Below are 24,174 nucleotides of genomic sequence, written 5' to 3'. Positions count from 1 at the left end.
TTCGCCCGCCACGCAATATCTTATAGAAGCGCGGAAATTGTTTGCCCAAGGCGTGCCCGACTCGTGTCGGTTTTGCGCAAGATCGACGCGTCAAACACCCTCTGGGGGGAGGAATTCTTGTCCGAACAACTCGACGCCGTGGATGCCAAGATCCTGGATCTCATCCAACACGACGCCGGACTGTCCGTCGCCGAGATCGCCGAGCGAGTCGGGCTGTCTTCCAGCCCGTGCTGGCGACGCATCAAGCGACTGGAAGACGCGGGCGTCATCCAGCGCCGCGTGACGATTCTCGACCGTGAAAAGCTGGGCCTCGGCTTCGAGGTCTACTGCACGGTCAAGCTGTCGCTGCCGACCAAGGAGAACCTCGAGACCTTCGAGCACGCCGTGGCCAAGTGGGCGGAAGTCGTCCAGTGCGCCACCGTGACCGGCGCGGCCGACTACGAAATGCGCATCGTCACCCGCGACATGCACGCCTTCGACGAATTCCTGCGCGACAAGATCCTGTCGCTGGGCCTGGTGTCGAACATCGAAAGCCGCATCGTCATCCGCGGCGTCAAGAACTCCACGGCCGTGCCGCTCGGCCTGGTCAGCCCCTACGTCAGCCCGCTGGGCTGAGGCTCCCGTTCGGGGGCGGCATGAGCCGCCCTCGACGAGACCCCTTGCATCCGACGCCGGATGCGTCCTCCATTGGGCACAAGGTCGGGCTACATCGGCCGGGAGGACACGCCCCATGGGCCAGCACGTCGAGCCTGCGGCCGGCGCAGAGCGCTATCGGCGCTTCGCCGACTTCTATCCCTTCTATCTCTCCGAACATCAGAGCCGCACCAGCCGCCGCCTGCACGTGGTCGGCACGGGCCTGGTCATCATCAGCCTGGTGATGGGCTTCACGGTCAGCCCGTGGTTCTTCGCGGCCGCGCCGATCGTCGGTTACGGCTTCGCCTGGGTGGGCCACTTCGTGTTCGAGAAGAATCGCCCTGCCACCTTCACCTATCCGCTGTTCAGCCTGATGGGCGATTTCCGGCTGTTTTTCGAGACGGTGGCGGGCCGCCGGCCCTGGTGAAGACAAGCTTACGGCCCGGATTTCCCTGGAGCTGAAACGGGGCTTTCAGATTGGCGCCTCACTTGCTGCTTAGGCTGGCAAGCGACCCATTTCGAGAAAGCCGCCGCCAGATGTTCCAGAAGAAGAAAGACGCTCCCGCCCCGCTGGCCCTGGAGCCCCTGGCGACCACGCCCGTCGCGCAACCGCAGGCCGCCGCGCCGGCCGCGCCGCCCCGTCCCAAACCCGCCTCGCTGATCGCCCAGGGCCTGACCATCCGCGGCGACGTCTCGGGTGACGGCGAACTGCACCTGGACTGCCTGGTGATCGGCGACATCAAGGTCGGCAAGCTGGTCCTGGGCCCCAACGGCCAGGTGGAAGGCTCGATCGCCGCCCAGGCCATCGAGATCCACGGCAAGGTCAAGGGCACGGTCGCCGCCCGCGCCGTTCGCCTCTACGGCACCGCCAAGGTCGAGGGCGACATCGCCCACGAGCAACTGGCCATGGAGACCGGCGCCGACTTCCAGGGCCGCAGCGTCAAGTTCACCCGCCCGGCGCCGCAACCCGCTCCGGCCCCTGCCCCCGCTGCCCCGGTCGCGACCGCTCCGGCCGCCTACGCGCCCGCCGCCGGCTGATCGCTGGAAACTGGTCGCGCGATCCGGGTATTGTTCTGGCGGGGCGCTTCAGCGGCGCCCGCCAGTTCGAGTAAGGCCCGCCCATGACTGCGCCGACTGTCCGCCTCGCCCTGATGCTGGCCGCCCTCGCGGCGGCGGCCGGCTGTTCGCGCAATGACGACAAGGCAGCCGCACCGGCGGCTGGCGGATCGGCGCCCCCGGCGGAATCGGAAGCCGCTCCCGCCGCCGGCGGCCCGCCTCGCCTGATGCGCGCGGGTCTCTGGAAGACCACCGCCCACACGCCCGGCGGCGCCGAGCGCACCACCACCCAATGCGTGGGCGAAGGCCAGGACCCGGCCCTGACCGCCGCCCAGGACACGCCCTGCGGCAAGCCCGAAGTCACCCCGGTGATCGACGGCTTCACGATCGAGCTGGCCTGCACCAAGGACAAGATCGCCTACAGCCTGGCCGGCGTGGTCAAGGGCGACTTCCAGACCCGCACCACCAGCAATCTCGAAATGACCGTCCAGGCCTATGGCGTGAAGAAGGTCATGAAGCTGCAGAGCGAGAGCGTCTATGTCGGCCCCTGCGACGCGGCCGCCGCGCCGTCGGGTCAGGACGAGGCGCAGTCCAAGTAGAGCCGGCTTGTTTCCGCTGAAAAAATGGGCGGGCTCTAAGCAAAAACCATACCCAAAACAGGCGATGTGGCCCCAACGCCACAAGCGCCGAGCTTCGCGCGAAGCCTCTATTTTTTACAGGAACAGCAAGGCTTGTAGGTTCATTGTCATCGCATGGGGGTTCCGTGAGTTCGAGGAGCCGAGATGACGATCAGCGGTCCGCACCTGACCGTAGTGCCGGAAGAAACCGACGGCGCCGAAGTCTATAATCTGACCCGTGGGCCGGAGACGACGGCCCAGCGTCTGCAGCGTCTGCAACAAGAAGCCCGCCTGCTGGCCCGCGAGGAAGTCGAGGCCCTTGAGCGGGACCTGATCGCCCTGGGCGAACGCGCCCTGCAGATCGCCGAAGGCGGCGAAGCCTATGCCGTAGGGCTACGGGAGATGGCCTCGCGGCTGTCGTCCGACCTGCCCCAGAAGGCCCAGTCCCTGCGCGCCATCCTGGAACGCACCGCGCGCGGCTGACGCCCAACGAAAACGGCCCGGAAGCAAAGCCTCCGGGCCGTCTAATTCTTTCGAGGCGAACCAGCCCTGGGCCTAGAGGCCCGGCAGCTTGATCTTGCCTTGCTTCTCGCGGCTGATGACGATCGCGCCGCCGCCCGTGAGGGCCTTCAGGCGGGCTTCCTCGGCGGCCGCGTCGACGGGAACCGGAGCGGTCGCGCCGGCCTCGGCGGCCGTCACGGCGCCGGCCGTCTTGTCGTCCTTCTTCCAGAACATCACCTTGCTGGCGAAGCTCTCGTCCTTGTGGGCCAGGTCGCCGTTCTCATCGTCGACGACGAAGCGGATCAGCGGATCGGCCTTGTCGACGCCGGCCTTGGCGACCAGCAGCTTCTCACCGTCCGAGCGATTGGCGGCCAGGCTCTGGCCCAGCAGCGCCTGACGGGCGGCGCTTTCCGGCTGCAGTTCCTGCGGACGCGGCTCGCCGGGCGCCGGCGGGCGCAGGCTGTAGTCCGGCGGAACCACGAGCGGAGCCTTGGTCACGACGCGGAACTCGTCGGGGACCACCTTGCTCATGCCCAGGGCCTTCGAGGCCGACTGGCAGCCCGCCAGACCGGTCGCGGCGGCCACGGCCAGCACGCTCAGGGTCGCAACCCGATTGAACTTCATGAAACCCATGCTCCAGCGGCCGCCCCCGGGGCCTAAAAATCGGACGCCCTCGATACGACATCCGAGGGCGGGCGCCAATGTCCTTCGGATTTGTGGCCTTGCTTGGGCGCTGAGCCCCCGTTTGGCCCCTATTCGGTCTGGTGCGACAGCTTCTTTTCTTCACCGATGAAACTGTCCAGCAACAGGAGCGCCACCCCCACCGAGATGCCCGAGTCGGCGACGTTGAACACCCAGGGGAAGTAGAGTCGCGAGACGTCGATGAAGTCGACGACATAGCCGTAGATCACCCGGTCGATCAGGTTGTTGCCGATCGCCCCGCCGATGATCATGCCCAGGCCGACGGCCGTCAGCGGCCGCAGGACCTTGCGGGCCCAGAAGCCCAGGCCGATCACCACCGCGGTCGAGAACACGGTCAGCAGCCAGCGACCCCATTCGGCGTGGTCGCGCAGCAGGCCAAAGCTCATGCCGTAGTTATGGACCATGGTCAGCTGGACCGGACCCAGCAGCGAGGCGCTGGCGCCCTGGGCGTGGCCCAGCAGGCCCAGCACCCAGAGCTTGGAGATCTGGTCGAGCACCACCGTGGCGACGGCGACGGCGTAGGCGGTCCAGCCCAGGCGGGTGATCTTCAAAGAGGCCACGTTCGTTCTCTCATCCCCGATCTTCCTTCTCCCCTTGCGGGAGAAGGTGGCCTGCGCAGCAGGTCGGATGAGGGGTCGCACCGGCCGAAACCGTGCGCGGCTGATCGCGCCTTCAACCCCTCATCCGTCGCCTGCGGCGACACCTTCTCCCGCAAGGGGAGAAGGAACAATACGGCGAGCTTAAGCCCGCGCCGCGTCCCAGAAGGCCACGGCGTCGGCGTCGCGAAGGCTAAGCTCCGGATAGCGGGGGTCGGTTCCCACCTCCGGCAGGATGCGCCACGAACGGGCGCACTTGTTCCCCTCGGCCTTCACCGGATCCACCGACACGCCCTTGACCTCGTCGGCCTGGAACGCGCCGCCTTCGCCGGCGACCAGGGTCGCGGCGCTGGTGCGGAACACTTCGGCCGCGTCCAGACCGTCGAAGGCGGACAGCAGGTCAGCGTCGGCGATGTGGACGACCGGAGCCGCCTCCAGGGCCGAACCGATGCGTTTTTCGCGGCGCTCGACTTCCAGGGCGCCGGTGACGACGCCGGTGACGGTCTCGACCTTGGCCCAGCGGGCCGCCTCGGCCTGGTTTTCCCACGCCGCCGGAGTTTCCGGCACCACGCGCAGGGCCACGGGGCCGGCTTCGGGGAAGCGGGTGACCCAGGCCTCTTCCATCGTGAAGCTGGCCAGCGGGGCCAGCCAGATGGTCAGGCGGTCGAAGACGTAGTCCAGCACGGTGCGATAGGCCCGGCGGCGCAGGGCGCTCGGGGCGTCGCAGTAGAGGCTGTCCTTGCGGATGTCGAAGAAGATCGCCGACAGGTCGCTCTGGCAGAACTCGACCAGCGGCCGGATCACGTCGGAGAAGCGATAGCTCTCGTAGGCGGCCTTCACCTGGCCATCCAGCTCCCACAGGCGGTGCAGGATGAACTTCTCCAGCGGCGGGAACTGATCGTAGTCGGTGACCCGCTCGGCCTCGTCGAAGCCGGCCAGGGCGCCCAGCAGGTAGCGCATGGTGTTGCGCAGCTTGCGATAGGCGTCGGTGGTGGTGGCCAGGATCGTCTTGCCGATCCGCTGGTCTTCCGAATAGTCGACCATGGCCGCCCACAGGCGCAGGATCTCGGCCCCGGACTCCTTGGTGATGCTCTGCGGCTCCACCGTGTTGCCCTTGGACTTGCTCATCTTCTCGCCGTTCTCGTCCATGGTGAAGCCATGGGTCAGGACGGCCTTGTAGGGCGCGCGGCCGCGCGAACCGCAGCCTTCGAGGAGCGAGGACTGGAACCAGCCGCGGTGCTGGTCGGAGCCTTCCAGATAGAGGTCGGCCGGCCAGGCGCTGTCGTCACGGCCTTCGATGGTGAAGGCGTGGGTGCAGCCGCTGTCGAACCAGACGTCGAGGATGTCGCCGACCTTCTCGTACTGGGCCGGGTCGTGATTGCCCAGGAAGTCGGCGTCCGGACGCGTGAACCAGGCGTCGGCCCCGCCTTCCTTCACCGCCGCCAGGATGCGGGCGTTGACGTCGGCGTCGACCAGCGGGTGACCGGTGTGCTTGTCGACGAACATCGCAAGCGGCGTGCCCCAGTTGCGCTGGCGGCTGATCAGCCAGTCGGGACGGGTCTCGACCATGGCCCCGATGCGGTTGCGGCCGGCGTCGGGGTGGAAGGCGGTGTCGGCGATGGCCTGGACGGCCGTCTCGCGCAAGGTCTTGCCGCCCAGCGCCTCGACCTCGTGGTCCATGCGGATGAACCACTGCGGGGTGTTGCGGAAGATCACCGGGGCCTTGGAGCGCCAGCTGTGCGGATAGCTGTGCTCGACGCGGCCGCGGGCCAGCAGGTTTCCGGCCTCGATCAGCTTGTCCATGACCGCGCCGTTGGCGGGACCGAACTTGCCGATCTTCTTGCCCTCGGTCTCCAGCACCTTGAGGCCGGCGAACAGGGCGACGGTCGGATAGTAGGCGCCGTCCGGATCGACGGTGTCGGGGATCTCGCGATGACCGTGGGCCAGCCAGACCTGATAGTCGTCGGCGCCGTGGCCAGGCGCGGTGTGCACGAAGCCCGTACCGGCCTCGTCGGTGACGTGGTCGCCGGCCAGCAGCGGCACGGCGAAGCCGTAGTGGCTGTCCAGATCGGCCAGCGGGTGGGCCAGGACCATGCCTTCACAGTCGACGCTCTCGACCTTCTCGAAGGCGGCGACCTTGGCGGCCTTGAAGACCTCTTCGGCCAGCTTCTCGGCCACGATCAGGCGATCGCCGACCTGGGACCAGGGGGCGAATTCGAGACCCTCCTCCAGCGCCTTCACCTCGAAGACGGCGTAGGGGATGTCGGGGTTGTAGGAGACCGCGCGGTTGGCCGGGATCGTCCAGGGCGTGGTCGTCCAGATCACCAGCTTGGCGCCGACGGCGGCGTCCGAGCCCTCGACGACCGGGAACTTCACCCAGATCGTGGGCGAGACGTGGTCGTGATACTCGATCTCGGCCTCGGCCAGGGCCGTGCGCTCGACCGGGCTCCACATCACCGGCTTGGAGCCGCGATAGAGCTGGCCGCTCGAGGCGAAGCGGTGGAATTCCTCGACGATCTTGGCTTCCGAGGTGAAGTCCATGGTGGCGTAGCGGTTCCACCAGTCGCCCAGTACGCCCAGGCGCTGGAATTCGACCTTCTGGGCCTCGATCCAGCCGGCGGCGTAGGCGCGGCATTCGCGGCGGAACTCTTCGGCCGGGACCTCGTCCTTGCGGCGGCCCTTGGCGCGGAACTGTTCCTCGATCTTCCACTCGATCGGCAGGCCGTGGCAGTCCCAGCCCGGCACGTAGTCGACGTCGTAGCCCAGGGCGAAGCGCGAGCGGACGACGAAGTCCTTGAGGATCTTGTTCAGCGCGTGGCCGATGTGGATCGCGCCGTTGGCGTAGGGCGGACCGTCGTGCAGCACGAACAGCGGCGCGCCGTCGGCCTGGCGCTTGGCGCGCACGGCGCCGTAGAGGCCCTTGTCGGACAGGGCCGCCCAGCCCTCCAGGATCTCGGGCTCCTTCTTGGGCAGGCCGGCGCGCATCGGGAACGGCGTGTCGGGAAGGAAAACGGTTTCGCGGTAGTCGCGGGCGGGCGCGGCGTCGTCGGCCATGGGAAGGCTATCCAGCTCTGGAATGTCGGAAGAAGGCGGGTGGAACCCGGCGCGCGCTGGAGGTCTCGTCCGGCGGCGTCACGCCGGGCGGATAATTCGCGCGATCTTCCGAACGAAACTCATGAGGCGACGGGATAGCAGAGCGGGCGGCGAGCGCAAAGGGGAGCCTGACACGGAAACGGCCGCTCCAGTCGCCTGGAACGGCCGTCTCGTCGTTCGATCGAGGAAGATCAGCCCAGCTTGGCCAGGTCTTCTTCGCTGATGTCGGCGCTGGAATAGACGTTCTGGACGTCGTCGTCCTCGTCCAGGCCGTCGAGCAGCTTCATCAGGGAGGCGACGGTGTCGCCGGTGACCTCGTTCAGCAGCTTGGGCTTCCAGACGATCTTGGTCGAGGAGGCTTCGCCGAACTTGGCTTCCAGGGCGGCCGAGACCTCGTTGAGGTCTTCGAAGGCGGTGTAGACGGTGTGGCCGCCGTCTTCGCCCATGTCGCTCTCGACGTCCTGGGCGCCGGCCTCGATGGCGGCTTCCATCATGTCGTCTTCGCTGGCCTTCGAGGCCGGATACTCGATCTGGCCCAGACGGTCGAAGTTGAAGGTCACCGAGCCGGTGGCGCCCAGATTGCCGCCATGCTTGGAGAACAGCGAACGGACGTTGCTGGCCGCGCGGTTCTTGTTGTCGGTCAGCACCTCGACGATGACGCCGACGCCGCCCGGGCCCATGCCCTCGTAGCGGATCTCGGCATAGTCGGCCGCGTCGCCCATCTGCGACTTCTTGATGGCGCGCTCGATGACGTCCTTGGGCAGGCTTTCGGCCTTGGCGTTGTTCACGGCCAGGCGCAGGCGCGGGTTCATCGCCGGGTCGGGCAGACCGGTCTTGGCCGCCACGGTGATTTCACGCGACAGCTTGGAGAACAGCTTGGAGCGCGCGGCGTCGGCGCGGCCCTTGCGGTGCATGATGTTCTTGAATTTCGAGTGGCCGGCCATTCGGAGGCTCTTCTCTAGATGTGTGACATGAATGGGTTGGCGGCGCTTCTACCGCCTCAAGCCGCGTCTTGTCACCCCGGGGATGGAACTGACGGCCGCGCTCGACGGTTGAGGTTGTGCCGAGTTCCTTGATCGGGGGCGCGTCGGGCGCCGGCTCGGCCGGAGTATGCTTCATGCGCAAACTGATGCTCGCCGCCATCGGCGCGGCCCTGCTGGCGGCCGCGCCCGCCGCCATCGCCCAATCGCCTCAATCGTCGCCCCAGTCGCACCCGCCCGGCCACGGCGGCCAGGGTCCGGGCAATGGTCCCGGGCACGGAAACGGCCCGGGGCCTGGTCCGAGCAAGCCGACGCCCTCGCCCGGCCCCAATCGTCCGGGCGGTCCGGACTACGGCCACTGGGACAACCACTGGGGCATCCGCCCGCCGGCCCCGCCGTCGCACTGGAAGAAGCACAACGGCTGGTACCGCCACGTGCGCGCCTGCCAGCAGCGCTATCGCAGCTACAATCCGCGCACCGACACCTACCGTGTGCGGCCGGGCGTCTATCGCCGGTGCGTGCTGTAGCCTCGGAGACTGGTCCTCGCCCTTCGACAAGCTCAGGGTGAGGACCAATTCAGCCTAGGTAGAAAACCTCACCCTGAGCTTGTCGAAGGGCGAGGTTTTCGTTTCTTCACGCCACCTTCAGTTCCACCACCACGTTGCCGCGGGTGGCCTTGGAGTACGGGCAGACCTGATGGGCTTTGTGCAGCAGGTCCTCGGCGACCGCGCGATCGACCGCGGGCGCGTTCAGCGTCAGGCGCACGCCGATGTGGAAGCTGACGTCGTCCTTGATCAGGTCGACCTCGCTGTCGAGGCTGTGCTCGCCCAGGGCGACGCTCTGGCCGCGCGCGACCAGGCCGAGCGCGCCGAGGAAGCAGGCCGCGTAGCCGGCCGCGAACAGCTGCTCGGGATTGGTGCCCTCGCCGTTGCCGCCCAGCGACTTGGGATAGCCCAGCTGCACGTCCAGGTGACCGTCGTCGGTCTTGGCGGTTCCCTGGCGCCCGCCCACGGCGTGGGCCTTGGCGGTGTAGACGGTGGTGTCGGTCATGAGGGCTCCTCTGGCTGGCCTCGGATCGAGCTTGAGCCCCGGATCATGACGGATGCAAGCGGGAGTGGATTGTCGGAAGCCGCCGCGTGGACAGGGCGAGCGCTGCAATGATAAGGCGAGCCCGCATTCATCTGGGGCGAAGAATGAACACCTTCACGCGTATCCTCGGCGCCGCGTCTCTGGCCGCCGCGGCTCTCGCCGGACCAGCCGGCGCCCACGCCCAGACGGCCGCCGCGCCGGCCAGCTCCGCCAAACCGGTCGCCGTTACGCCCGAGCAGATCGCGCAGGGCCGCCGCCTGATGCGGGCCATGAACCTCGAGGCGGGCGTCACCCGGACGCTGGACATGCTGATCGGCCAGACCCGCGAGCAGACCATCAGCCAGGTCAAGGACCTGCCGGTCGAGAAGCAGCGCCCCGTGATGGACGCCTTCGCCAGCGCCGTCGAAGCGCCCCGCACCCGCCTGACGCAAGGCGTCCTCGATGACCTGGCGGCCTATTACGCCACCCAGCTGTCGACAGCCGAGATCGGCGACCTCAGCACCTTCTACGAAACCCCGCTGGGCCAGAAGGCGGTGCTGACGCCCGACGCGATGACGCCGCAGGAGAACGAACAACTGGGCGCCTACGCCCTGGAGCACCCGCAGTTCATGCGCGTCCTCCAGCTGGCGCCGGGCACCATGGAGACGACCCGGACGTCGCTGCAGCGCCGCGGCCCGATCTTCCGCGCCGCCTTCACCAAGAACTACTGCGCCAACCTGGGCAAGATCGGCATGACCAACACGTCATGCCCCAAGCCCGCAGCGAAGAAGAAGTAAGGGCGATGCGGACGACTGCTCACCTTGGCGGCGCCGTGCTGGCGATCATTCTGTCGACCGCCAGCGCCTTCGCCGACACACCGCGACCGGGCCAACCGGCCTCGCCCCAGCAGGAGCGGCTGGACGCCGCTCGCCGGCTCGCCGAGGCTCGTCGTAAAACCTCGCCAGGCTCCTCCGACTGGCTGGCGGAAGAGCTCATAAACACCTACGAGCAGACTTGGATCACGGACAAGACCGCGCCGGCGGACCAGCACGCCCGCCAGAAGCAGATCCTGGCCACGCTCACGGCCCAACCGCGCCAGCAGCTGCGCGAGACCGCCCAATCCACGCGCATCAAGGCCTACGTCGAGGCCGGCGACGCTGAACAGTTGGACCAGATCAGGATCTTCTTCGCCTCGCCGCTTGGTCTAAAGCTGGACAACCACGAGCGGCTTACCGCCGAGGAGAGCCAAGCGATCAACACTCAGTTGAAGCCGCTCGAGGCCCCCTTGATGCTGGTCATGATGGCGGAGATGCAGGTCTCGAACGCGGCGCTCGCGGCGCAGAAAACCATTCGCCCGGCGCTCGGCAAGGCCTTCTGCGCGCAGGTGGCGGCCGAGAACCTCAGCAACACCACCTGCGCCGAGGGCAAGTTCTAGACCGCCGGCACCGACTGCTTCAGCCGGCCGCCGACGCGGATCGGCTCGACCCGCACCGCCAGACCCGTGCGGTCGTCGGTCTCGACGAACACGCCGCAGACCGTGGCCGGACCGCTGGCCGGCTGGTAGCGGCCGCCGCTGATCTTGGTGGTGAAGCGCCGCAGGGGCTCTTCCTTCTGGTTGCCGATGACGCTGTCGTAGTCGGCGCAGGCGCCGGCGTCGGTCTGGTAGGCCGTGCCGCCGGGCAGGATCTGGCAGTCGGCGGTCGGCACGTGGGTGTGGGTGCCCACCACCAGGCTGGCGCGGCTGTCGCAATAGTGGCCCATGGCCATCTTCTCGGACGTCGCCTCGCAGTGCATGTCGACGATCACCGCGTCGGCGACCTGGCCCAGCGGGGCCTTGTCGAGCTCGCGGTCGGCGGCGGCGAACGGGTCGTCCATGGCGTCCATGTGCACCCGGCCCAGCAGGTTGACGACGAACACCGTCTTTCCCGAATCCGTCTGGAACAGGTGGCTGCCCCGGCCCGGAGCGTCGGACAGGATCGGGTAGTTGGCCGGACGGATCAGGCGCGGTTCGCGCACGATGTAGGTCAGGGCCTCGCGCTGGTCCCAGCTGTGATTGCCCAGGGTCAGGCAGTCGGCCCCGGCGTCGAACAGCTCACGAGCGGTGTTCTCGGTGATGCCGAAGCCGGCGGCGGCGTTCTCGGCGTTGATGATGACGAACTCGAGGCCCAGTTGGCGACGGAGGCCCGGCAGGTGGTCGGCCAGGCCGTCGCGGCCCGACTTGCCGACGACGTCGCCGAAGAAAGCAAAACGCATGATCGATCAGTCCTTTCGGACCTCGATATACTCGTTTTCGGTCAGAATGGCGTCCAATCGTTGATCATGCCGTTCGTCGGGCAGATTGCGGGTCTCCTGGCCGTGATAGGCCAGCCCCAGGACGAAGACGTCCTTGCGCTGGCGCAGGGCTTCCAGGGCCCGGTCGTAGTAGCCGCCCCCCTGCCCCAGGCGGCGGCCCTCGCGGTCGTAGCCGAGCAGCGGCGCGACCACGAGGTCGGGCTGAACGACCGGGTTTTCGGCGACGGGCGCGACCAGGCCGATGGCGTCGCGGGCCAGGGGCTCGCCTGGCGTCCAGGCGCGAAACACCATGTGGCCGCCCTTGCCGTGCGGATCGGCGCCCTCGACGCTGGGCAGGGCCAGGCTCCAGCCCTGCTCGGCGAGCCAGTCGGCCAGAGCGCGGGCCGAAACCTCGGATCCCAGGCCATGATAGACGGCGGCGACCTTGCCTTGCGGCTGCGGAAAGCGCGCCGACAGCGCCTCACGGCCGGCGTCGACCAGCATCCAGTCGGCTTCAGGGTGTTCGAGAGCCAGCTGTTTGCGGCGATTGCGCACGAAGACGCGCAGGGCGGACTTGGCGGCGGCGGGGTCGGCGATGGTCATGGCCGACTTCTAACGCGGGAATGGCGGGAGAGGTAAAGGGTGGCGGCGCCGCGAAGAACCGTGAAGACGTTTCAATCCACTCGAACCTGTTAGTTACAGGTGGGCCCCGTGTTCCCGCAGCCACGGCCACGGGAGGGAACAGGTCCCGATAGAGAGATTAAGGTCCCTGGGAATAGAAATCTTCGACGAGGGCCGCAGCAAGACCCGCCGTTGGATAAGATAGGGGGTCGGAGGCTCCGGCGCCAGCGCCGCGTTGACGCGGGAGCCGTTTTATCCCGCCGCCAGCTTCTCGATGCGTTCGGCGGCGGCGTCGATGGCCTTGATGGCGCGGATTTCGACGCGGGTCTGTTCGTTCTGCAGACGGGCCAGTTCCGACTGGTTGTGGGCCAGGCGCAGCTTCAGGTCCGACAGCTCGTCGGCCAGCAGCAGGGCGCCCATCAGGAACAGGCGCGTCTCGCCCAGCTGCCCGACCTCCTGGCTGACCTGGCGGACCTGGCGGTCGAACAGGCGCGCGATCTCGAGGAGGTGGGCCTCCTGGCCGTCTTCGCAGCCGACGGTGTAGGGCCGGCCGTTCACGTGGATGGTCAATTGCGCCATGGGCTCAGGCCTTCGCGGGCGGGTCGGGGTCGAAGGGCGGATCGTCCTCGTCGAACGGCGGCTCCAGATCGTCCTCGAGATCGTCGGGAGCCCCCTCCTCGTCGTCGTGGACACCTTCGCCGATCAGGCTTTCGTCGCCCAGGGCGGCGCGGATCTCGGCGATGGCGCGGCCCAGGGCCTCGCTGGCCTGCTCGCCGGCCTGTTCCAGGGCGCGCTCGCGCACGCGGGCGGCTTCCAGGTCGGCGGCCAGCTGGGCGGCCTGCTCGACCACCGCGGCGTCGGCGGGCGCCGGCGGCGCCTCGAACAGGTCGCCCGAGGTCGGCTGGGCGGCAAGACGCGCATGCTCGGCCCGCTCGGCGGCGATTTTCTGCTCCAGGTTCGCGACGGCGCGTTCGAGCCGGCGCGCGGCCAGGTCGAGGGCGCTTCCTTCGCCCGGGGTCATCGGCAAGTTCCCATCATGCGGCGCAACATATAGATCGCCGCCGACTTCGCCAGCGGGCGTGACCACAATTGGGCGATGTTACCAGCGTCACAACAATAGCTAATCTGTTGTGAGCGTTCCTGGGCTTGACTTCGCCGCTCGCGACCGCGAAACCGCCTGCAAAATCAAGGAACGCCGCTCGCTTCCGAGCGGGTCCGATCGTGAGGAGAAAGACCACATGGCCCTTCGCGTCGCCATCAACGGCTTCGGCCGCATCGGCCGCCTCGTGCTGCGCTCCATCGCCGAGAACGGCCGCCGCGACATCGAGGTGGTGGCGATCAACGATCTGGGCCCGGTCGAGACCAACGCCCACCTGCTGCGCTACGACAGCGTGCATGGCCGCTTCCCGGGCGTCGTCACCTCGGGCGAGGACTGGATCGACGTCGGCACCGGCAAGATCAAGGTCACCGCGATCCGCAACCCCGAGGAACTGCCGCACGGCGACCTCGGCGTCGACATCGCCTTCGAGTGCACCGGCATCTTCACCGCCAAGGACAAGGCCGCCCTGCACCTGAAGGCCGGCGCCAAGCGCGTGCTGGTCTCGGCTCCCGCCGACGGCGCCGACAAGACCATCGTCTACAAGGTCAACCACGAGACCCTGACCGCCGACGACATCATCGTCTCGAACGGCTCGTGCACCACCAACGCCCTGGCCCCGGTGGCCAAGGTCCTGCACGACCTGGTCGGCATCGAGCGTGGCTACATGACCACGATCCACAGCTACACCGGCGACCAGCCGACGCTGGACACCATGCACAAGGACCTCTACCGCGCCCGCGCCGCGGCCCTGAGCATGATCCCGACCTCGACCGGCGCCGCCAAGGCCCTGGGCCTGGTGCTGCCGGAACTGAAGGGCAAGCTCGACGGCTCGTCGATCCGCGTCCCGACCCCGAACGTCTCGGTCATCGACCTGAAGGTCGTGCCCTCGCGCGACACCACGGTCGACGAGGTCAACGCCGCCCTGCAGGCCGCGGCCGACGGCGCCATGAAGGGCGTGCTGTTCACCACCACCGAGCCGCTGGTCTCGTCGGACCTCAACCACATCGCCGCCAGCTCGACGGCCGCCCTGCCCCAGACCCAGGTCATCGAGGGCAAGCTGGTCCGCGTGCTCAGCTGGTACGACAACGAGTGGGGCTTCGCGACCCGCATGAGCGACACCGCTCTGGAAATGGCGAAGTTCCTCTAAGAAGCCGACCCAGCCCCCGCCCTTCCAAGGGCGGGGGTTTTCACTGACGCGACAGCCACGGGGATCGATGTCGACCGCTTCCGTCCAGCCGCCGTTTCGGACGCCGCTGCGCTTGCGTCTCTGGACGTGGACCGTGTCGGTCATCCTGAGCTATGCGGCGTTGGGCGTGCCGTTCGGCGCCGCTCTTTCGGCGTGCTACTGGTTCGGCCGCAAAGCTCCCGGAATTTCGGACATGCCGCCGTTTCGTCTGCTGGGCCTGGGTCCGTCGATCGATGCTCCCCCCATGATGGCCGTCGCGTTCGTCGGGTGGGTCGTCGCCTGGGGCCTGCATCTCCACGCCTCGCGGCGTCGCCGGATGAGCATCTTCCACGCCCTCGCTCCCATCGCCGTGCTCACGCTCGGCTGCGTCGCGGCTTTCCGCACCATGGCCGCCTGCCTCCCTCTCTGAACGGACCCCTCCCATGACCTTCCGCACCCTCGACACCGCCGATCTCGCCGGCAAGCGCGCCCTGGTCCGGGTGGACTTCAACGTGCCCGTCGACGGCGGCCGGATCACCGACGACACCCGCCTGCGCGCGGCCCTGCCGACCATCGCCTTCCTGTCCAAGGCCGGCGCCAAGGTCGTGCTGCTGGCCCACTTCGACCGCCCCAAGGGCAAGGTCGTGCCGGAGATGAGCCTCGGCTTCGTGGCCGAGCCGCTGAGCAAGCTGCTGGAGCAGCCGGTGGCCTTCGCCAGCGACGCCATCGGTCCCGAGGCCGCCAAGGTCGTCGATGCGCTGGAGAACGGCGGCGTCGCCCTGCTGGAGAACGTCCGCTTCCACGCCGGCGAAGAGAAGAACGATCCCGAGTTCGCCAAGGCCCTGGCCGCCAACGGCGACGTCTATGTCAACGACGCCTTCAGCGCCGCCCACCGCGCCCACGCCTCGACCGAAGGCCTGACCAAGCTGCTGCCGGCCTATCCGGGCCTGGCCATGCAGCGCGAGCTGGAAGCCCTGGACGCCGCCCTCGGCAACCCGAAGAAGCCGGTGATCGGCATCGTCGGCGGCTCCAAGGTCTCGACCAAGCTTGATCTGCTCAACAACCTGGTCGCCAAGCTGGACCGCCTGGCCATCGGCGGCGGCATGGCCAACACCTTCCTCTTCGCCCAGGGCCACGACGTCGGCGGCTCGCTCTGCGAAAAAGACCTGGCCGACACCGCCCGCGAGATCATCGCCAAGGCCGAGAAGGCCGGCTGCGAACTGCTGCTGCCGGTCGACGTGGTGGTGGCCAAGAAGGTCGCCCCGGGCGTCGAGACCGCCGTGCGCGGCCTTGGCGAGGTGCAGTCCGACGACCTGATCCTCGACGCCGGCCCGGAGAGCGCCAAGCGCCTGCTGGCGGCCATGGATCAAAGCGTCACCTTGATCTGGAACGGCCCGCTGGGCGTTTTCGAGGTGCAACCGTTCGATGAAGCGACCGTTTCGGCGGCGAAACACGCGGCGGAACTGGCTAAATCGGGTAAGATCGTGGCGGTTGCAGGCGGCGGTGATACTGTCGCGGCGCTCAACCACGCGGGCGTGTCGGCCGACTTCACCTTCGTTTCGACGGCGGGCGGCGCGTTCCTGGAATGGATGGAGGGCAAGACGCTTCCGGGCGTCGCGGCCCTGGAGGCCTAAAGGGAGGACCTTCTCCGGCCAGCCGAACGGCGCCGGACCTCAGCAAAGTCGGAACGCCCCGCCCCGAGCCTTTCGGGTCCGGGGCTTCCGCTCTCGGATCACCGGACGAGGAACCGGTCCCGGGAATCCTGGGCAAAGAGCGCAAAAGCGCCGCGCCCCAAAAACAAGAAACACTTCAACGACTTCAAAGCTTGCAGGAGAAAGACCACGTGGCGAGGATCACGCTTAGGCAGTTGCTGGACCATGCGGCGGAGCATGAGTACGGCCTGCCCGCCTTCAACATCAACAACATGGAACAGGGCCTGGCCATCATGGAGGCCGCCGACGCGGTCGACAGCCCGGTCATCATCCAGGCGTCGCGCGGGGCGCGCAACTACGCCAACGACATCATCCTGACCCGTCTGATCGACGGTCTGGTCGAGCTCTATCCCCATATCCCGGTGTGCATGCACCAGGACCACGGCAACGGCCCGGCGACCTGCGCCACGGCGATCCAGTACGGCTTCACCTCGGTGATGATGGACGGTTCGCTGATGGAGGACGCCAAGACCCCGGCCTCCTACGAGTACAACGTCGACGTCACCCGCAAGGTGGTCCAGATGGCCCACAGCTGCGGCGTCTCGGTCGAGGGCGAACTGGGCGTGCTGGGCTCGCTGGAAACCGGCATGGGCGAGGCCGAGGACGGCCACGGCTTCGAGGGCAAGCTGTCGCATGACGAGCTGCTGACCGATCCGGACCAGGCGGTCGACTTCGTGCAGGCCACCGGCGTCGACGCCCTGGCGATCGCGATGGGCACCAGCCACGGCGCCTACAAGTTCACGCGCAAGCCGGACGGCGACGTCCTGGCCATGAACGTGATCGAGGAGATCCACCGCCGCCTGCCCAACACCCACCTGGTGATGCATGGCTCGTCCAGCGTTCCGCAGGACCTGCAGGACATCATCAACGCCTATGGCGGCGAGATGCCCCAGACCTGGGGCGTGCCGGTGGAAGAGATCCAGCGCGGCATCAAGCACGGCGTGCGCAAGATCAACGTCGACACCGACAACCGGATGGCCATCACCGGCGCCATCCGCAAGCTGCTGATCGAGAAGCCGCACGAGTTCGACCCGCGCGCCTATCTGAAGCCGGCCAAGGAAGCCATGCGCAAGGTCTGCCAGGCCCGCTTCGTCGAGTTCGGCTCGGCCGGCCACGCCAGCAAGATCAAGGCGATCTCGACCGCGGTCATGGCCAAGCGCTACGCCGCCGGCGAGCTGGACGCCAAGTTCGGCGCTCCGGCCGGCAAGGCCGCCGCCGAGTAAGGCTCGCCGCCTTCAGGCAGCTACAGAGGCCCTTCCGGTTCGCCGGGAGGGCCTTTTGCTTTGGTGGGTGATCAGGCGGCCAGGCGGTTGATCGCCGCGCCGGCCGCGCCGCACAGCAGCACGCCGCCGGTGTACCACAGGCCCACGAAGACGAAGGTCGAGTGCGGGCAGTGCAGGCCGTAGAGGCTGGCGGCCACGCCGCCGGCGAAGATCCCGGCGGCGAAGCCGGCCAGGGCCGGCCGCTCGCAATCGGTCGCCCGCAGCGCCGTCAGGCTGAGCAGCAGGGTCGGCAGGGCCATGACGACGATGTTGAAGAAGCAGGCCGTCACCGAGGCGGGCCGGAACAGGCGCGCCAGACTGTCCGGATCCAGACGCAGGACCTCGGACACGCCGCCGACCAGGAACACCAGGGCCGCGGCCGCGGCCACCAGCACGGCGGTCGGCGCCGGCGGACCCCGGCGCAGCAGGCGCGCCAGACCGTCGAACCCGGCCGCGCCCAGCGAGGCGGTGAAGACCATCTTCAGCCAGAAGAACGGATGGCCCGGCGCGGTGTCGATGTCGGGTCGCAGGTCGAGCCAGAAGAACACCAGCAGCAGGGCCGCCAGTCCGCCGGCGACGCCGATCTCGACCAGCCGCCAGGCCGGGCGCGCGTCTCGCGGACCGCGACCGGTCGAGCGCCGCGATACGCGGCGCGCCAGGGCCGAGAAGCCCTCATGATAGGTCGCGTCGTCGAAAGCCAACCGGCCGTTCCCCCGCAGCGATTATCGTCGCCGTCGTCCCCTGACGGCGCGCTTTTGAGATGCGATCTCATAAGCCGGGGCGAATGCGTAAAGACTGGGCAGCGGAAGTCAATACCGGCGTTCTTCGACTCCTGTGGAGCGGTTGTGGACGCTCTCGCTTCGCGCATGGCGACGCTTTCGGCGCCCGTCGTTCAGGCCGCCCGTTTCGCTCCGCTCACGGATCGTCCCGTCACCCGGCGATCGGCGAGAAGCGCCAGGACGCCACCCAGGCCGTAGCAGACCAGGTCGCTCGGATCGAACACCCCGCCAAACACCACGCGGGCCAGGGCGTTGCCCTGCAGTCCGACCAGGGCCAGGACATGCGAGGCCTGGCCAAGCTCGATGGCCACGCCCAGACCAAAGGCGCTGACCGAAGCGCCCATTGCGCTAAGGGGCGTGACGCCGCGAAGGCCGAAATGGACCATGGCCACGGCCAGCACGTCGCCCAGATAGGGCCGCACGAAACGGTCGCGCCACCACAGGGCGATGGCGACCTCGACCACGAACAGGCCGATGGCGACAACCAGATGACCCAACCGAATCCGCATGCCCCTCCCCGTCTCGAGAGCGAGGAGAAAGCCGCGTCGGGACGATCAGTGCAAGGTGGGACGAACCGGCGAACGCCGCCACAGCTGGGCGGTCAGGGCGTTGGCCACGCCCAGCCAGCCGAGGTCGGGCGACGAGGCGCCGCCGACCTTGCGGGCCTCGACGGCGTAGGCGGCCGAGGCGCCCAGCGAGGCGGTCGCCACGGCCAGCTGGCCGCCGCCCCGCTTCGTGCCGAACGCCAGCCACAGGGCGTTGAAGCCCTGGGTCAGGCTCCACAGGGTGAGCGCGCGGGTGCGGGCGGGACTGGACGGCGCGTTCCAGGTGCGCAGGCCCGACAGGGTCATGGCGATGAACAGCGGCGGCAGCAGCAGGCTGGTCAGGGGCTTGGGCTGGTGAGCGACGGGCTCGTGCATCTCGGCGTAGCCGACCGCGTATTCCTCGTCGTCGATCACCCGCTCGTGACGTCGGCCCATCAGCGTCGCGGCCAGCAGCGCCCCGCCGGCCAGGGCCAGGCCTATGGCCAGTTGCGCGCCGGCGCTGTTTCCGCTGGTGTCCGGCTGGAACGCTTCGCGGCCGGCCAGGGTGCGGTGGGCGTACGGCTTGCCGGTGGTGATGCGCATGACGGACTCCTCGATAACTTGGAACCGTAAACCGCTCAGCTTTCGGCTTGGTTCCAGATGACCCGCGCCCCCACGACTCCCATCCTGCTACGTCCCGCCCGCGCCGTCGAGGTCGAGACGATCCGCGTGCTGGAGCGCGCCTCGGCCCAGCGCTTCGTCGGCCTGATGGACGCCATCGCCGCCGACGAGCCGACGCCCGCGGCGGTGCTGGTCCGGCGCGTGGCCGAGGACGGCCTGCTGGTCGCCGAGGCGGGCGGCGTCATCGCCGGCTTCGTCATGTTCCGGCCGCTGGAGGACGGCCTCTATGTGGAGCAGCTCGACGTCCTGCCCGCCTTCGCCGGCCGACGGATCGGCGCGGCCCTGCTGGACGCCGTCGCCGCGCGGACGGAGGGCGGCCTCGTCCTCTCCACCTTCCGCGACGTGCCCTGGAACGCCCCCTACTACGCGCGGCTGGGGTTCGTGGAGGTTCGCGCGCTGACGCCGGGCATGGCGGCGATCCGCGCCGAGCATCTGGCGCGGGGATTGGACGAGGCGGCGCGGGTGTTCATGGCGCGGCCGGCCTGATGGGAAGAAACCTCGTCCTTCGACAAGCTCAGGATGAGGCTTCTACTGCGGCGCCTGCATTTGATCCTCACCCTGAGCCTGTCGAAGGGCGAGGATCAACGCACGAGCGCTACCGCGGCAGCAGTGAGATCGCCGTGCTGGCCACGGTGCTGACCGGCAGGGCCTTGAGGTCGGGCGAGCGGATCACGGCCACGTGGCCACGCGGGCCGCACAGGGCCGGGTCCGAGGCGTCGGAGAACAGGGCGATGGTCGGCGCGCCGGCCGCCGCCAGCAGGTGGGTCGGGCCGGTGTCGTTGCCGACCACCAGCGCCGCCTTGGCGCCGAGCACCGCCAGCTGGGCGAAGTCGGTGCGGCCGGTGAGGTCGCGGGCCTGGCCGGCGGCCTTCTGGATCTGGCGGGCCATGGCGCTTTCCTGCGGCCCGCCGATGATGACGATGTCCAGGCCCTTGGACTTCAGCAGCGCCGCCAGCTGGGCGTAGCTCTCGACCGGCCAGCGCTTTTCGGGCCGGTGGGCCGAACCGCCCGGCACCAGCAGCACGTAGGGCTTGGGCGCCACGGCCCCGGCCACCGGCCGGGCGTCCTTGTGCTTGCGCAGGATCCACGACAGGTCCGGCGGCGGGGCGCTGCCCGGCTCGATCGGCGCGTCGGGCCAGATGCCGGCCTGGCGCAACTGGTCGGCATGCCGCTCCAGGGTGTGCATGTGATAGCGGGCGCGGCCGCGCTGGGGCAGGCTGGCGCCCTTGGCGATCCCCGACCATTGCGGCGGGAACGGCCGCAGGGCCTGGAAGTACCAGCCGGTGCGGCTGTTGGTCTGCAGGTCGTAGACGCGGTCGTACTTGGCCTTGCGGATGCGGCCCAGCATCTTGAAGAGGTCGCCGGCGTCGGACGGACGGCCGTCCACCTCGACGGCGTTGAAATAGGGCGACAGGCGCGCCAGGGCTTCGAACGGCGGGGTGGTCAGCAGGGTGATCTTGGCGCGCGGGTGAGCCTCGCGGATCTTCTTCATCGCCGCCAGGGCCAGGACGAAATCGCCCAGCGCGCCCAGCTTGATGACCAGGACCTTCTTGATCTCCTTGCTCAACCCTTCGACTCCGAAACTCTCGCACCGGCCCTATGGGCCGCGATCACGCGCGCATAGACCTTAAGGGTCGCCTCGACCATGGCGTCCACAGAATACAACCGGCGGGCCCGGGTTCGGGCGGCCTGGCCCATGGCCTGGCGTCCGGCCGCTCCCGCCTCGCAGGCGTCGTTCAGGGCCTTGGCCCAGGCCTCGACGTCGCCGGGCGCGGCCAGCCAGCCGGTCTCGCCGGGCACGACCGTCTCGCGCGTCGCGCCATGGTCGGCGGCGATCACCGGACGGCCCATGACCTGGGGCTCCACCGCCGTGCGGCCGAAAGCCTCCGGCTCCAGCGAAGGAGCGATGGCCAGATCGGCCAGCAGATAGGCGGCCGGCATGTCGTCGCAGTGGCCCACCAGCTTGACGCTGTCTTCCAGGCCGGCCTGGGCGATCATGTGCTCGAGTTCGGCGCGATAGCCCTTGCGGCCCTGGTCGTCGCCGGCCAGCAGCAGCAGGATCCGGGAGTCGCCCAGGGCCTTCAGCCGGGCCAGCGCCTGGATCGCCAGCCCCTGCCCCTTCCAGCGGGTCAGCCGGCCGGCCAGCAGCACCTTCAGCCGCCGCTCGTCGGGGGCCACGCCCCAGGCCTGGCGCAGGGCCTCGACCCGATCGGCCGAGACGAAGCCGGGCTCGAAGCGCGACAAGTCCACCCCGCGCGGAATGGCCACCACCCTGTCGGGATCGATGCCGTGCTCGGCGATGACGTGGGCGCGGGTGTATTCGGAATTGGCGATCACCAGGTCGCCCTTGGTCATCACCGCGTTGTACCAGCGCTTGAGGCTGGACTTGGCGTTGTAGACCCCGTGATAGGTGGCCACGAACGGCGCCTTGGTCGCCTGCGCCGCCCACAGGGCCGAGAAGGCCGGGGCGCGCGAGCGGGCGTGGACCAGGGTCACCTTCTCGCGGCGGATCAGGTCGATCAGGCGGGCGGCGTTGCCCAGCATCACCAGCGGGTTCTTCGACTGGGCCGGCATCTGGGCCAGGCGACCGCCGTCGGCCTCCAGCCGCGCGGCCATGCGGCCGCCTCGGGTGGCGACCAGGGCCTTGCCGCCCAGGGCGACCACGCCATGGGCCACGTCGATCGTGGTCTGCTCGGCGCCGCCGGTCTCCAGTTCCGGAGTCACCTGCAGCAGGGTGAAATCATCGGGAAGGATGGACACGCCGCGCTCTGAAGAGGTTAGGAGAAGCTAGTTAGCGAAACGAACAAGGCCGCGCCATGACCGAAGTCCGCGATTTCCATCCGCGCGAGGAAAATCAGCGTCTCGCGTACCGCCAGGTGGACGGCGAAGGCCCCACGGTGGTCTGGCTGGGCGGTTTTCACTCCGACATGACCGGGACCAAGGCCCAGGTCCTGGCCGAACAGGCCCTGGCGACAGGCGGCGCCTACCTCCGCTTCGACTATTTCGGCCACGGCGAATCATCGGGCGACTTCAAGGACGGCACGATCAGCCGCTGGCGCGCCGACGCCCTGGCGGTGATCGACGAGTTGACCGATGGGCCGCTGGTGCTGGTCGGCTCGTCGATGGGCGGCTGGCTGGCCTGCCTGGCCGCCATCGCCCGGCCCGAGCGGGTGAAAGCCCTGGTGCTGGTCGCTCCCGCCCCGGACTTCACCGAAAAGCTGATGGGGCCCGAGCTTTCCGACGAAGCCAAGGCTGCGATCGAGCGCGACGGCTTCTGGATTCGTCCCTCCGAATACGACGACGACGGCTACGCTATCACGCGCGAACTGCTCGAGGACGGCGGCCGCTGGTCGATCCTGCCCGGCCCCGTGCCGATCGACATTCCGGTGCGCGTGCTGCAGGGCGGCCAGGACGACGCCGTGCCCTGGACCCACGCCCTGGAACTTGCCAACGGCCTGACCAGCCAGGACGTCGTCTTCTCGCTGATCAAGGACGGCGACCACCGCCTGTCGCGCCCGCAGGACCTGGAACGCCTCACCGCCGCCGTCGCCGAAGCCCGCGTGCTCGCCACGCCGGTAGACGACGACCCGGTCGCCCGCCGCCTGGCCCGCGCCGCCCGCGCGCGTTCGGCGGGACAAGCCCCGGCGGCCGCCTGGGCTGCGGCCGACCTGGGGGACGAGGAGGAGTAGGCGACATCGCCCTTCTCCCCTTGCGGGAGAAGGTGGCGGCGAAGCCGACGGATGAGGGGTCGAAAGCCCTGTCCGGAAAAGTCTGAGAGACCCCTCACCCGACCTCGCTCCGCGAGGCCACCCTCTCCCGCAAGGGGAGAGGGATCAGCCTTCCAGGATCGCCGCCAACCCTTCGCGATAGGTCGGGTACTTCGGTCGCCAGCCGAGCTCGGCCTTGGCCAGGGCGTTCGAGACGCGCTTGTTCTCGGCGTAGAAGCGGCGGGTGGCGGGCGACAGGCCCAGGGCGTTGAAGGGCAGGTCCGGCGGAACCGGGACGCCCAGCAACAGGGCGGCGTGCTCCATGACGTCCTGCGGCGGGGCCGGCTCGTCGTCGCAGAGATTGTAGACGGCGCCGGCGCGAGGGCGCTCCAGCGAGGCCAGCAGGCCCGAGACGATGTCGTCGCGGTGGATCCGGCTGAACACCTGGCCCGGCTTGACGATGCGGCGGCCCTCGCCGGCCTTCAGGCGGTCGAAGGCGCTGCGGCCGGGGCCATAGATGCCCGGCAGGCGGAAAGTCACGACGGTCAGCCCCATGCCCCGGCAGACCTGGCGCCAGTCGCGCTCGGCGCCGACCCGGCGCGCGCCCTCGACCGATTGGGCCTTCAGCGGGCTCGATTCGAACACCCAGCGGCCGTCGAAGTCGCCATAGACGCCGGTGGTGGAGAGATAGCCGATCCAGTCGGGGAAGGCCTCGGCCGCCGCCAGTGCGGGAATCACCGCCTCCAGGGCCGGACAGCCCTCGCCGGTCGGCGGCGAGGTGACCAGCACGGCGTTGACGCCGCGCATGGCCTCGACCATCGCGGCCTTGTCGTCGGGGTCCACCGCCGCGAAGCCCTGGGCCTCCACCGCCGCCCGCGCCTCGGGCGTGCGGCCCGTCGCGGTGACCAACCAGCCTTGCGCGGCCAGAGATTCGGCGAAAGCGGCGCCGACGAAGCCCAATCCGAACACGAAGAGACGCAAACCCTGGCCCCGACCTCAAATCCAAGGGTCCAATGAGCCGCTCAAACGGCCGGTTCCGCAAGTGCGACATTCATCCCCATGAAGTTGGCCAACAGTGCTTGCCAAGCCCGGATCGCTCTGCCATAA

At 68.8% G+C, this 24,174-nt stretch carries 29 protein-coding genes, 1 other RNA gene and 1 pseudogene; 15 read left to right on the top strand and 16 right to left on the bottom strand.

Annotated elements, in window-relative coordinates; translation table 11 throughout:
* The first annotated feature begins 117 nt into the window (after positions 1-117).
* The 5 genes from AC2YHT_RS05480 to AC2YHT_RS05460 all read left to right on the top strand — a co-directional run bounded on the left by AC2YHT_RS05480 (position 118) and on the right by AC2YHT_RS05460 (position 2,789).
* Positions 118-615 (top strand): Lrp/AsnC family transcriptional regulator, encoded by a 498-nt coding sequence (locus tag AC2YHT_RS05480; protein WP_058348122.1) that lies wholly within the window; start codon positions 118-120, stop codon positions 613-615.
* A gap of 115 nt (positions 616-730) precedes the next feature.
* Positions 731-1,060 (top strand): Mpo1-like protein, encoded by a 330-nt coding sequence (locus AC2YHT_RS05475; protein WP_487288567.1) that lies wholly within the window; start codon positions 731-733, stop codon positions 1,058-1,060.
* Between the two features lie 110 nt (positions 1,061-1,170).
* Complete coding sequence (locus tag AC2YHT_RS05470; RefSeq protein ID WP_487288566.1) at positions 1,171-1,671, top strand: bactofilin family protein; 501 nt, start codon at positions 1,171-1,173, stop codon at positions 1,669-1,671.
* Between the two features lie 83 nt (positions 1,672-1,754).
* The gene (locus tag AC2YHT_RS05465) at positions 1,755-2,288 is read left to right on the top strand and encodes a DUF3617 domain-containing protein (RefSeq protein ID WP_487288565.1); all 534 of its coding nucleotides are present in this window, start codon (positions 1,755-1,757) and stop codon (positions 2,286-2,288) included.
* 183 nt (positions 2,289-2,471) lie between these two features.
* Positions 2,472-2,789: a hypothetical protein gene (locus AC2YHT_RS05460; protein ID WP_370444013.1), complete on the top strand. Its 318-nt coding sequence runs from the start codon at positions 2,472-2,474 to the stop codon at positions 2,787-2,789.
* A gap of 72 nt (positions 2,790-2,861) precedes the next feature.
* On the opposite strand, the gene AC2YHT_RS05455 is transcribed toward AC2YHT_RS05460, so the two are convergent.
* The 4 genes from AC2YHT_RS05455 to AC2YHT_RS05440 all read right to left on the bottom strand — a co-directional run bounded on the left by AC2YHT_RS05455 (position 2,862) and on the right by AC2YHT_RS05440 (position 8,142).
* Positions 2,862-3,431, bottom strand: coding sequence for a DUF3035 domain-containing protein (locus AC2YHT_RS05455; RefSeq protein ID WP_110119524.1), 570 nt, complete (start codon positions 3,429-3,431; stop codon positions 2,862-2,864).
* A gap of 128 nt (positions 3,432-3,559) precedes the next feature.
* Positions 3,560-4,069, bottom strand: a complete 510-nt coding sequence (gene lspA / locus AC2YHT_RS05450; RefSeq protein WP_487288563.1) for a signal peptidase II — start codon at positions 4,067-4,069, stop codon at positions 3,560-3,562.
* Positions 4,070-4,249: 180 nt separating this feature from the next.
* Positions 4,250-7,159, bottom strand: coding sequence for an isoleucine--tRNA ligase (gene ileS / locus AC2YHT_RS05445; protein WP_487288562.1), 2,910 nt, complete (start codon positions 7,157-7,159; stop codon positions 4,250-4,252).
* 230 nt (positions 7,160-7,389) lie between these two features.
* Positions 7,390-8,142: a YebC/PmpR family DNA-binding transcriptional regulator gene (locus tag AC2YHT_RS05440; protein ID WP_487288561.1), complete on the bottom strand. Its 753-nt coding sequence runs from the start codon at positions 8,140-8,142 to the stop codon at positions 7,390-7,392.
* A gap of 173 nt (positions 8,143-8,315) precedes the next feature.
* On the opposite strand from AC2YHT_RS05440, the gene AC2YHT_RS05435 reads away from it, so the two are divergent.
* Together AC2YHT_RS05435 and AC2YHT_RS05430 are read left to right on the top strand one after the other, a co-directional pair.
* Complete coding sequence (locus tag AC2YHT_RS05435; RefSeq protein WP_487288560.1) at positions 8,316-8,705, top strand: BA14K family protein; 390 nt, start codon at positions 8,316-8,318, stop codon at positions 8,703-8,705.
* 9 nt (positions 8,706-8,714) lie between these two features.
* Positions 8,715-8,804, top strand: a pseudogene (locus AC2YHT_RS05430) (hypothetical protein); the annotation flags it as partial.
* Between the two features lie 7 nt (positions 8,805-8,811).
* On the opposite strand, the gene AC2YHT_RS05425 reads toward AC2YHT_RS05430, so the two are convergent.
* Positions 8,812-9,228, bottom strand: coding sequence for an organic hydroperoxide resistance protein (locus AC2YHT_RS05425; RefSeq protein ID WP_487288559.1), 417 nt, complete (start codon positions 9,226-9,228; stop codon positions 8,812-8,814).
* Positions 9,229-9,371: 143 nt separating this feature from the next.
* Between AC2YHT_RS05425 and AC2YHT_RS05420 the strand changes: the two genes are divergently transcribed.
* Both AC2YHT_RS05420 and AC2YHT_RS05415 read left to right on the top strand, forming a co-directional pair.
* Positions 9,372-10,043: a DUF2059 domain-containing protein gene (locus AC2YHT_RS05420; RefSeq protein WP_487288558.1), complete on the top strand. Its 672-nt coding sequence runs from the start codon at positions 9,372-9,374 to the stop codon at positions 10,041-10,043.
* The gene (locus AC2YHT_RS05415; RefSeq protein WP_487288557.1) at positions 10,013-10,681 is read left to right on the top strand and encodes a hypothetical protein; all 669 of its coding nucleotides are present in this window, start codon (positions 10,013-10,015) and stop codon (positions 10,679-10,681) included. Before AC2YHT_RS05420 ends, AC2YHT_RS05415 begins: the two co-directional genes overlap by 31 nt.
* Here AC2YHT_RS05415 and AC2YHT_RS05410 read toward each other — a convergent pair.
* The 5 genes from AC2YHT_RS05410 to AC2YHT_RS05390 form a co-directional block, all read right to left on the bottom strand.
* Entirely contained in the window at positions 10,678-11,499 is an 822-nt protein-coding gene (locus AC2YHT_RS05410; RefSeq protein WP_110119532.1) for a TIGR00282 family metallophosphoesterase, read from the bottom strand. The genes AC2YHT_RS05415 and AC2YHT_RS05410 overlap by 4 nt on opposite strands.
* Positions 11,500-11,505: 6 nt before the next feature.
* Positions 11,506-12,120: a 5-formyltetrahydrofolate cyclo-ligase gene (locus AC2YHT_RS05405; RefSeq protein WP_110119533.1), complete on the bottom strand. Its 615-nt coding sequence runs from the start codon at positions 12,118-12,120 to the stop codon at positions 11,506-11,508.
* 41 nt (positions 12,121-12,161) lie between these two features.
* A non-coding RNA gene (gene ssrS, locus AC2YHT_RS05400) (6S RNA) lies at positions 12,162-12,324 on the bottom strand.
* Positions 12,325-12,390: 66 nt separating this feature from the next.
* On the bottom strand, positions 12,391-12,717 hold the full coding sequence (locus tag AC2YHT_RS05395; RefSeq protein ID WP_110119535.1) for a cell division protein ZapA: 327 nt from the start codon (positions 12,715-12,717) through the stop codon (positions 12,391-12,393).
* 4 nt (positions 12,718-12,721) lie between these two features.
* Positions 12,722-13,159 carry a hypothetical protein gene (locus tag AC2YHT_RS05390; RefSeq protein ID WP_487288555.1) on the bottom strand — a complete coding sequence of 146 codons (438 nt, stop codon included), beginning with the start codon at positions 13,157-13,159 and terminating at the stop codon, positions 12,722-12,724.
* Positions 13,160-13,376: 217 nt separating this feature from the next.
* Here AC2YHT_RS05390 and gap point away from each other — a divergent pair, with 217 nt between their 5' ends.
* The 4 genes from gap (at position 13,377) to fba (ending at position 17,337) form a co-directional block, all read left to right on the top strand.
* Complete coding sequence (gene gap, locus AC2YHT_RS05385) at positions 13,377-14,384, top strand: type I glyceraldehyde-3-phosphate dehydrogenase (RefSeq protein WP_487288554.1); 1,008 nt, start codon at positions 13,377-13,379, stop codon at positions 14,382-14,384.
* A 67-nt stretch (positions 14,385-14,451) separates the two neighbouring features.
* Positions 14,452-14,832 carry a hypothetical protein gene (locus AC2YHT_RS05380; protein WP_487288552.1) on the top strand — a complete coding sequence of 127 codons (381 nt, stop codon included), beginning with the start codon at positions 14,452-14,454 and terminating at the stop codon, positions 14,830-14,832.
* A gap of 13 nt (positions 14,833-14,845) precedes the next feature.
* Positions 14,846-16,036, top strand: a complete 1,191-nt coding sequence (locus AC2YHT_RS05375; protein ID WP_487288550.1) for a phosphoglycerate kinase — start codon at positions 14,846-14,848, stop codon at positions 16,034-16,036.
* Positions 16,037-16,245: 209 nt separating this feature from the next.
* Positions 16,246-17,337 carry a class II fructose-bisphosphate aldolase gene (fba, locus tag AC2YHT_RS05370; RefSeq protein ID WP_487288549.1) on the top strand — a complete coding sequence of 364 codons (1,092 nt, stop codon included), beginning with the start codon at positions 16,246-16,248 and terminating at the stop codon, positions 17,335-17,337.
* Positions 17,338-17,408: 71 nt separating this feature from the next.
* Here the strand turns inward: fba and AC2YHT_RS05365 are convergent, their stop codons facing one another.
* The 3 genes from AC2YHT_RS05365 to AC2YHT_RS05355 form a co-directional block, all read right to left on the bottom strand.
* Positions 17,409-18,077: an NrsF family protein gene (locus tag AC2YHT_RS05365; RefSeq protein ID WP_487288548.1), complete on the bottom strand. Its 669-nt coding sequence runs from the start codon at positions 18,075-18,077 to the stop codon at positions 17,409-17,411.
* 191 nt (positions 18,078-18,268) lie between these two features.
* Positions 18,269-18,664 (bottom strand): ribosomal maturation YjgA family protein, encoded by a 396-nt coding sequence (locus AC2YHT_RS05360; protein WP_487288547.1) that lies wholly within the window; start codon positions 18,662-18,664, stop codon positions 18,269-18,271.
* Between the two features lie 45 nt (positions 18,665-18,709).
* Entirely contained in the window at positions 18,710-19,282 is a 573-nt protein-coding gene (locus AC2YHT_RS05355) for a TspO/MBR family protein (protein WP_110119541.1), read from the bottom strand.
* A gap of 57 nt (positions 19,283-19,339) precedes the next feature.
* Between AC2YHT_RS05355 and AC2YHT_RS05350 the strand changes: the two genes are divergently transcribed.
* Positions 19,340-19,846 carry a GNAT family N-acetyltransferase gene (locus AC2YHT_RS05350; RefSeq protein WP_487288546.1) on the top strand — a complete coding sequence of 169 codons (507 nt, stop codon included), beginning with the start codon at positions 19,340-19,342 and terminating at the stop codon, positions 19,844-19,846.
* Between the two features lie 109 nt (positions 19,847-19,955).
* Here the strand turns inward: AC2YHT_RS05350 and AC2YHT_RS05345 are convergent, their stop codons facing one another.
* On the bottom strand, positions 19,956-20,927 hold the full coding sequence (locus AC2YHT_RS05345) for a glycosyltransferase family 9 protein (protein WP_110119543.1): 972 nt from the start codon (positions 20,925-20,927) through the stop codon (positions 19,956-19,958).
* The gene (locus tag AC2YHT_RS05340; protein WP_487288545.1) at positions 20,924-22,120 is read right to left on the bottom strand and encodes a glycosyltransferase family 4 protein; all 1,197 of its coding nucleotides are present in this window, start codon (positions 22,118-22,120) and stop codon (positions 20,924-20,926) included. The genes AC2YHT_RS05345 and AC2YHT_RS05340 overlap by 4 nt, the downstream gene beginning before the upstream one ends.
* 56 nt (positions 22,121-22,176) lie before the next feature.
* Here AC2YHT_RS05340 and AC2YHT_RS05335 point away from each other — a divergent pair, with 56 nt between their 5' ends.
* A complete protein-coding gene (locus AC2YHT_RS05335; protein ID WP_487288544.1) occupies positions 22,177-23,049 on the top strand; it encodes an alpha/beta hydrolase in 873 nt (290 codons plus the stop codon).
* A gap of 144 nt (positions 23,050-23,193) precedes the next feature.
* On the opposite strand, the gene AC2YHT_RS05330 is transcribed toward AC2YHT_RS05335, so the two are convergent.
* Positions 23,194-24,048 carry an SDR family oxidoreductase gene (locus AC2YHT_RS05330; protein WP_487288543.1) on the bottom strand — a complete coding sequence of 285 codons (855 nt, stop codon included), beginning with the start codon at positions 24,046-24,048 and terminating at the stop codon, positions 23,194-23,196.
* Positions 24,049-24,174 lie beyond the last annotated feature (126 nt).

This window comes from Caulobacter sp. SRI_008 (assembly GCF_057586355.1).
Note: the sequence above shows the minus strand (reverse complement) of the source record. Positions and strands in the feature narration are given on the sequence as shown.

Excerpts from the sequence above, each read along its gene's own strand:
- AC2YHT_RS05335 (WP_487288544.1), top strand. The coding sequence starts at position 22,177 with ATGACCGAAGTCCGCGATTTCCATCCGCGCGAGGAAAATCAGCGTCTC.
- ileS (WP_487288562.1), bottom strand. The coding sequence starts at position 7,159 with ATGGCCGACGACGCCGCGCCCGCCCGCGACTACCGCGAAACCGTTTTC.
- AC2YHT_RS05350 (WP_487288546.1), top strand. The coding sequence starts at position 19,340 with ATGACCCGCGCCCCCACGACTCCCATCCTGCTACGTCCCGCCCGCGCC.
- AC2YHT_RS05410 (WP_110119532.1), bottom strand. The coding sequence starts at position 11,499 with ATGCGTTTTGCTTTCTTCGGCGACGTCGTCGGCAAGTCGGGCCGCGAC.
- AC2YHT_RS05470 (WP_487288566.1), top strand. The coding sequence starts at position 1,171 with ATGTTCCAGAAGAAGAAAGACGCTCCCGCCCCGCTGGCCCTGGAGCCC.
- AC2YHT_RS05395 (WP_110119535.1), bottom strand. The coding sequence starts at position 12,717 with ATGGCGCAATTGACCATCCACGTGAACGGCCGGCCCTACACCGTCGGC.
- AC2YHT_RS05475 (WP_487288567.1), top strand. The coding sequence starts at position 731 with ATGGGCCAGCACGTCGAGCCTGCGGCCGGCGCAGAGCGCTATCGGCGC.
- AC2YHT_RS05455 (WP_110119524.1), bottom strand. The coding sequence starts at position 3,431 with ATGAAGTTCAATCGGGTTGCGACCCTGAGCGTGCTGGCCGTGGCCGCC.
- AC2YHT_RS05375 (WP_487288550.1), top strand. The coding sequence starts at position 14,846 with ATGACCTTCCGCACCCTCGACACCGCCGATCTCGCCGGCAAGCGCGCC.
- AC2YHT_RS05465 (WP_487288565.1), top strand. The coding sequence starts at position 1,755 with ATGACTGCGCCGACTGTCCGCCTCGCCCTGATGCTGGCCGCCCTCGCG.
- AC2YHT_RS05420 (WP_487288558.1), top strand. The coding sequence starts at position 9,372 with ATGAACACCTTCACGCGTATCCTCGGCGCCGCGTCTCTGGCCGCCGCG.
- AC2YHT_RS05405 (WP_110119533.1), bottom strand. The coding sequence starts at position 12,120 with ATGACCATCGCCGACCCCGCCGCCGCCAAGTCCGCCCTGCGCGTCTTC.
- AC2YHT_RS05390 (WP_487288555.1), bottom strand. The coding sequence starts at position 13,159 with ATGACCCCGGGCGAAGGAAGCGCCCTCGACCTGGCCGCGCGCCGGCTC.
- AC2YHT_RS05360 (WP_487288547.1), bottom strand. The coding sequence starts at position 18,664 with ATGCGGATTCGGTTGGGTCATCTGGTTGTCGCCATCGGCCTGTTCGTG.
- AC2YHT_RS05415 (WP_487288557.1), top strand. The coding sequence starts at position 10,013 with ATGCCCCAAGCCCGCAGCGAAGAAGAAGTAAGGGCGATGCGGACGACT.
- AC2YHT_RS05380 (WP_487288552.1), top strand. The coding sequence starts at position 14,452 with ATGTCGACCGCTTCCGTCCAGCCGCCGTTTCGGACGCCGCTGCGCTTG.
- gap (WP_487288554.1), top strand. The coding sequence starts at position 13,377 with ATGGCCCTTCGCGTCGCCATCAACGGCTTCGGCCGCATCGGCCGCCTC.
- AC2YHT_RS05460 (WP_370444013.1), top strand. The coding sequence starts at position 2,472 with ATGACGATCAGCGGTCCGCACCTGACCGTAGTGCCGGAAGAAACCGAC.
- AC2YHT_RS05355 (WP_110119541.1), bottom strand. The coding sequence starts at position 19,282 with ATGCGCATCACCACCGGCAAGCCGTACGCCCACCGCACCCTGGCCGGC.
- AC2YHT_RS05440 (WP_487288561.1), bottom strand. The coding sequence starts at position 8,142 with ATGGCCGGCCACTCGAAATTCAAGAACATCATGCACCGCAAGGGCCGC.
- AC2YHT_RS05435 (WP_487288560.1), top strand. The coding sequence starts at position 8,316 with ATGCGCAAACTGATGCTCGCCGCCATCGGCGCGGCCCTGCTGGCGGCC.
- AC2YHT_RS05425 (WP_487288559.1), bottom strand. The coding sequence starts at position 9,228 with ATGACCGACACCACCGTCTACACCGCCAAGGCCCACGCCGTGGGCGGG.